2 protein-coding genes are annotated in these 5826 nt (G+C 72.8%); both read right to left on the bottom strand.

The features are described from left to right. On the bottom strand, positions 1-812 hold an 812-nt coding region (locus ACTMVF_RS42275; protein WP_441276410.1), incomplete at its 3' end, for a condensation domain-containing protein. After that, positions 809-5826: amino acid adenylation domain-containing protein (locus ACTMVF_RS42270; RefSeq protein WP_441276409.1), on the bottom strand; the 5018-nt coding region annotated here is incomplete at its 5' end. The genes ACTMVF_RS42270 and ACTMVF_RS42275, both read right to left, overlap by 4 nt.

Genomic DNA, 5826 nt, shown 5'->3' with positions numbered 1-5826 from the left:
CCGGTGGAGTGAGCCAGGGCCAGGGCCCAGGCACCCTGCACCACCGTGTTCATCGTGACGCCCTGGCTCCGCGCCCAGGAGGCCAGCGCTCCGCTGACAGCGGGGTCCATGGTGAAGGAGACGTGCTCGGGCGCGACCGAAGCCACCGCGCCGGACGGGGCGAGCAGGGTGGCCTCGTCGAGGCCGGCGAGGGACTCCTGCCAGGCCTCCCGGGCGGCGTCCCGGTCACGGGCGTCGAGCCAGGTGAGGTAGTCGCGGTACGGGCGGACCCGCGGCAGCGCGGAGGGCTCGCCCGCAGCGGCGTACAGCGTCATGAGTTCGCGCAGCAGCACCGGCATCGACCAGCCGTCGAGCACGATGTGATGGTTCGTCATCACCAGCCGGACCCGGTCCCCGGACAGGCGTATCGCCGTGAACCGCAGCAGCGGCGGACGGCCCAGGTCGAACCGTCGTGCGCGGTCCTCGGCGGCGAGCCGGTCGGCCTCCGCGGCCCGCTCGCGCTCGGGTCGGCCCGTCAAGTCGACGTCCTGCCACGGGAGTTCGACGTCCTGGAGGACGAGCTGCGCCCAGGCGCCGTTCTTGCGCTGGCGGAACCCGGCGCGCAGGTTGGCGTGCCGCCGCAGCAGGGCCTGTGCCGCGGCGCGCATGCGGTCCCCGTCGTAGGAGCCCTCCAGCTCGAACGCGACCTGGCCCACGTAGAGGTCGGGTCCCTCGCTGTGGAGCAGCCCGAGGAACACGAAGCCCTCTTGCAGCGGGGAGAGCGGAAGGATGTCCTCGATCTTGCTACGCGAACGAGACGGTTGCTGACTCACTGCTCAATCTCCCACTCGGACTCAAGGTCGGACTCGAACTCCTCGATCTCGGACTGACTGAGCGAGTCGAGTGTCACGTCGGACGGGGTCAGGCCACCCGCACCGGGGCGGCCGGCGTGCTCTACCAGGGCTTCAAGAGCCCGGAACCAGTGCCCGGCCAGCTGCCGGGCGTCCTGGTCGGGGACCAGGCGACGTGCGTAGGTCCAGTCGGCGCGCAGCTGGGGGCCGTTCTCCCCTTCGTACGCGACCGCGCTGATCTCCACCGCGTGGGCCATCGGCGCCGTGGGGCGCGAGGCCGCGACTCCGCCGCCGATCACGGTCCACGGCTCCGGGGTGCCCGAGGCCGCGGTGGTGCGGCGCCCGAGGTAGTTGAAGCCGAACTCGGGCTCGGGCAGCCGGGCGAGGCGGGGGCCCGTGGTGGGGTTGAGGTGGCGCAGCAGGCCGTAACCGATGCCGTCGCCCGGCACGGCGCGCAACTGCTCCTTGATCTGCTTGAGGCTGTCGCGCAGGGCGGCGCCGTCCTGGCGCAGCCGGGTCCAGTCGGCGACGTCCGGCGCGAGCCGCACCGGGTGGAGGGCGGTGAACCAGCCTGCGGTACGGCTGAGTTCGGCGCCCGGTACGGCGTCCTCGTGGCGTCCGTGGCTCTCCAGGTCGACCACCACGGGCGCGTCGGGGTCCTCGCCGCGGTCGCGCCGCCACTCGGCGACGGCGAGCGCGAAGGCGGTCAGCAGGACGTCGTTCACGCTCGCGTTGACACTCCCGGGAACCTGCGTGAGCAGGGCCTCGGTCGTCCCGGCCGGCAGGTCGAGGCCGATGCGTCCCGACCGGCCCTGGACGTCGAGTCCGCGGTCCACCCGCAGGGCGGCCTCCCCGGTGAGCGTGGTCTCCCAGTGGGCCGTCTCGGCCTCGACGCGCGGGTCGGTGGCGAGCCTCTCCAGCGAGGTGGCCCACTGCCGCCACGAGGTGCCGACGGGTGCGAGTTCGGCCCCTTCGTACGCCGCCGCGAGGTCCGGTACGAGGATGCTCCACGTCACCGAGTCGACCACCAGGTGGTGGGCGACCAGGATCAGCAGCCCGTCCTGCCCGGCCCCCCGGTCGATCCTGACCGCCTGGAACACGCGGCCGTGGGCGGGCGCGAGGCGGTCCCGCGCGGCGCACGCCGGCTCGGTGACCAGGCCCTCGATGTCCTCGGCGGAACCGGTCGCTTCGACGACGTCGAGGATCTCCGCGGCCGACACGGCGCCCGGCCGGCGGACCTCCGTGGTCCCGTCGGGTCGGACGAGCAGCCGCAGCGCGTCATGGTGGTCGAGCACCTTCTGGAGAGCGCAGGCCAAGCGGTCCGCGTCCAGCGCGGGGGGCAGGGACACCACGACGGACTGGTTGAAGTCGTCGCCGCCCAGGCCGAGTTCGGCGATCCGCGCCATCACGGGCGTCAGCGGGGCGGGGCCGTAGGGCTCGACCTCGGCGACCTCCGACGCGCTGTCGTCCTCCCGGCTGCCGAGCGCCTCGGCGAGCTGAGCCGTCGACTGGTGCTCGAAGACATCGCGGACGGCGAGGGAGAGCCCCGCCGCACGAGCCCTGCTGACGAGCTGGATGGACAGGATGCTGTCGCCGCCCAGATCGAAGAACCCGTCGTCGACCCCGACCGTCGGCAGGCCCAGCACCTCGGCGAAGAGCGTGCACAGCAGCTCCTCGACGGGCGTGCGGGCGGCCCGCCCGGTGGACCCCGCGGCGTAGTCGGGGGCGGGCAGCGCCTTGCGGTCCAGCTTGCCGTTCGCGGTCAGCGGCAGGGCGTCGAGGACGACGAACGCCGACGGCACCATGTAGTCGGGCAGGGCCTGGCGCACGAAGGCGCGCAGCCCGTCCGTGTCCACCTCGCCGGCCCGGCCCTCCGCCGCCACCACGTAGCCGACCAGGCGCCGGTCACCGGGCCGGTCCTCGCGGACGACGACGGCGGCCTGGGCCAGTTCGGACCGGGTCGCGAGGACCGTCTCGATCTCGCCGAGCTCCACACGGAACCCGCGGATCTTCACCTGGTCGTCGGCGCGCGCCAGGTACTCCAGCTCGCCCGCCGGGTTGTAGCGCACCAGGTCACCGGTGCGGTACATCCGCTCGCCCGACCCGCCGAACGGATCGGCGACGAACCGCTCGCAGGTCAGGTCGGCCCGGTGCAGATAGCCGCGCGCCAGGCCGCTGCCGGAGATGAACAGCTCTCCCGGCACGCCCGCGGGAACCGGCTGGAGGTACCGGTCGAGGACATACGCCCGGGTGTTCCCCGTCGGCCGTCCGATCGGCAGCGTGCCCTGCGCCGCGTACGGCGCCCTGACCTCGTGCTGCGTCACGCACAGCGTCGTCTCCGTCGGCCCGTACAGATGACGCAGCACCGTGTCCGGAGCGTGCTCCAGAACCCGGGCGACCGCGGCGGGCGAGACCACGTCACCACCGGTCAGCACCTCCCGCACCCCGGCGAAGCACTCGGGCGCCTCCTCGGCGATGACCCGGAAGAAGCCCGCGGTGAGGTGGATCGCGGTGATGCCGTGGGCGGAGATCAGCTCGGTGATCGCGGCGGCGTCCAGATGCCCGGGCGGCGCCACGACGACGGTCCCACCGGAGACCAGGGGCACCCACAGTTCGTAGCAGGACACGTCGAACGCGTGCGGGGCGTGCAGCAGCACCCGCTCGTGCGTGCCTGGCCGCCAGCAGTGGTCACGGACGAGGTCCACGACTCCGCGCTGGGTGACGGCCACGCCCTTCGGCAGCCCGGTGGATCCGGACGTGTACATCACGTACGCCAGGTCCTGCGGGTGCAGCCCCACGCTCAGCTCGCCGTCGTGCCGCGCGTCGGACGGGGCACCGTGCTCGTCCACCACCAGGACCCGGGCACCGAGCTCCCCGGCCCGAGCGGCCTCCGCACGGTCGGCGAGGATCAGCGTGGCGGCGGTGTCCGCCACGACGTAGCGCATCCGGTCCAGCGGATAGGTGTCGTGCAGCGGCACATACGCGCCGCCCGCCTTGGCGATGGCCAAAGTGGCCACGACGTGCGTCAGGGACCGCTCCATCAGCATGACCACGGGAGTCCCCGGCCGTACCCCCTCCTGACGCAGGAGACGCGCCAGCCGGTGCGCACGGGCGTCGAGTTCGGCGTACGACACCGTCGTCCCGCCCTGCACCGCGGCCGGCGCGTCGGGTGTGCGGGCCACCTGCGCCGCGAACAGCTCGGGCAGCGTCGCGTCCAGGCTCTCCAGCGTGGTGACGGTCCCCTCGCCGAGCAGCCGGCGCCGCTCGGCCTCGCCCAGGATGCCCACCTGCGAGAGCCGGATGCCGGGGTCGGCGGTGACCTCTTCCAGCGTCCGTACGAACCGATCCACCAGGGACCGCGCCGTCGACCTGTCGAACAGATCGGTCCGGAAGTCCAGGGCACCGGTCAGCCCGGTGCTCCGGCCCTCGCCGTCCCGCGTCTCGGCGAGGGCGAAGGCGAGGTCGACCTTGGCCGCGCCGAGCCTGCTGCGCTCCGCGGTGACCCGCAGCCCGGGCAGACCGAGTGAGGTCTCCGGGTCGGCGTCCGCTGTGCTCAGGACGAGCATCACCTGGAAGAGCGGGTGGTGCGCCAGCGTACGAGCCGGGTTGAGCGCCTCGACGAGCCGCTCGAAGGGCAGGTCCTGGTGCGCGTAAGCGGCCAGGTCGGCGCGCCGTGTGTTCTCCAGGAGCTCCTGGAAGGTGGGGTTGCCGCTGGTGTCGGTGCGCAGGACGAGCGTGTTGACGAAGAAGCCGATGAGGTTCTCCGTCGCGTCGTCCGTGCGCCCGGCGACCGGTGTTCCGATCGGAATGTCCTCGCCCGCGCCGAGGCGGGTGAGCAGGGTCGCGAGCGCGGCCTGCACCACCATGAACGTGCTGGTGTGCGTGGCACGCGCCAACTCGGCCAGCCGGGCGTGCAGTTCCGGACCGAGCGTGAACCCGACCCGGTCGCCGGCCTGGCTCGCGACAGCGGGCCGGGGCCGGTCGGTGGGCAGGTCGAGCTGCTCGGGGAGCGCGGCGAGCGCGTCCTTCCAGTACGTGAGTTGCCTGCCCGCGATGCTCTCCGGATCGGCGTCGTCGCCGAGGACTTCCTTCTGCCACAGGGCGTAGTCGGCGTACTGGACGGGCAGCGGCTTCCAGCCGGGCGCGTCGCCCGCGCACCGCGCCGTGTAGGCGGCGGCGAAGTCCTGGGCCAGGGGTGTGCGGGACCAGGCGTCGGTGGCGATGTGGTGGATGAGCAGCAGCAGGACGTGCACCTGCTCGGACACTCGGAACAGGGTTGCCCGTACGGGAATCCCGGCCGCCAGATCGAAGGCGTGATGGGCGGCTTCCGAGAGCCTCGCGTCGAGCGCGTCCTCATCGCCGTCGACGTCGACCACGGTCAACGGAAGGATCTCGGGCTCGTACGCGTGGATGACCTGCCGGGGCCCGTGCTCGTCCTCGGCGTAGGTGGTGCGGAGGCTTTCGTGGCGGGCGACGAGGTCGCGCAGGGCGTGGTGCAGGGCGTCCTGGTCGAGGGTGCCGGTGAGGCGCAGGGCGGTGGGGATGTTGTAGGTGGGGGTGGGGCCTTCGAGCTGGTGGAGGAACCACAGTCGCTGCTGGGCGTAGGAGAGGGGGATGCGCTTGGGCCGCGGCCGTGCGCTGAGCGCGGTACGGGCACGGTCGGCCCCGTCGAGCGCCCCGGAGAGCCCGGCGATCGTCGGCGTCTCGAAGAACTGCCGCACGGACAGTTCGACGCCCAGGGTGGTGCGGACGCGGCTGACGAGGCGGGTGGCGAGGAGGGAGTGGCCGCCCAGGTCGAAGAAGTTGTCGTCGATGGTGACGCCGTCGACACGCAGGATCTCCGAGTACACAGCGCAGAGGATTTCTTCGCGGGGGGAGCGGGGGGCTCGTCCGGTGGTGCGTGCGGTGTAGTCGGGTGCGGGGAGGGCTTTGCGGTCGAGTTTGCCGTTGGGGGTGAGGGGGAGGGCGTCGAGGGTGACGATGGCTGAGGGGACCA

The sequence above is a fragment of the Streptomyces sp. SD31 genome (genome assembly GCF_052068475.1).
In the GTDB taxonomy this organism is placed as follows: Bacteria; Actinomycetota; Actinomycetes; order Streptomycetales; family Streptomycetaceae; genus Streptomyces.
The sequence above is the reverse complement of the archived record's forward strand: the minus strand, read 5'-3'. Positions and strand labels throughout refer to the sequence as shown.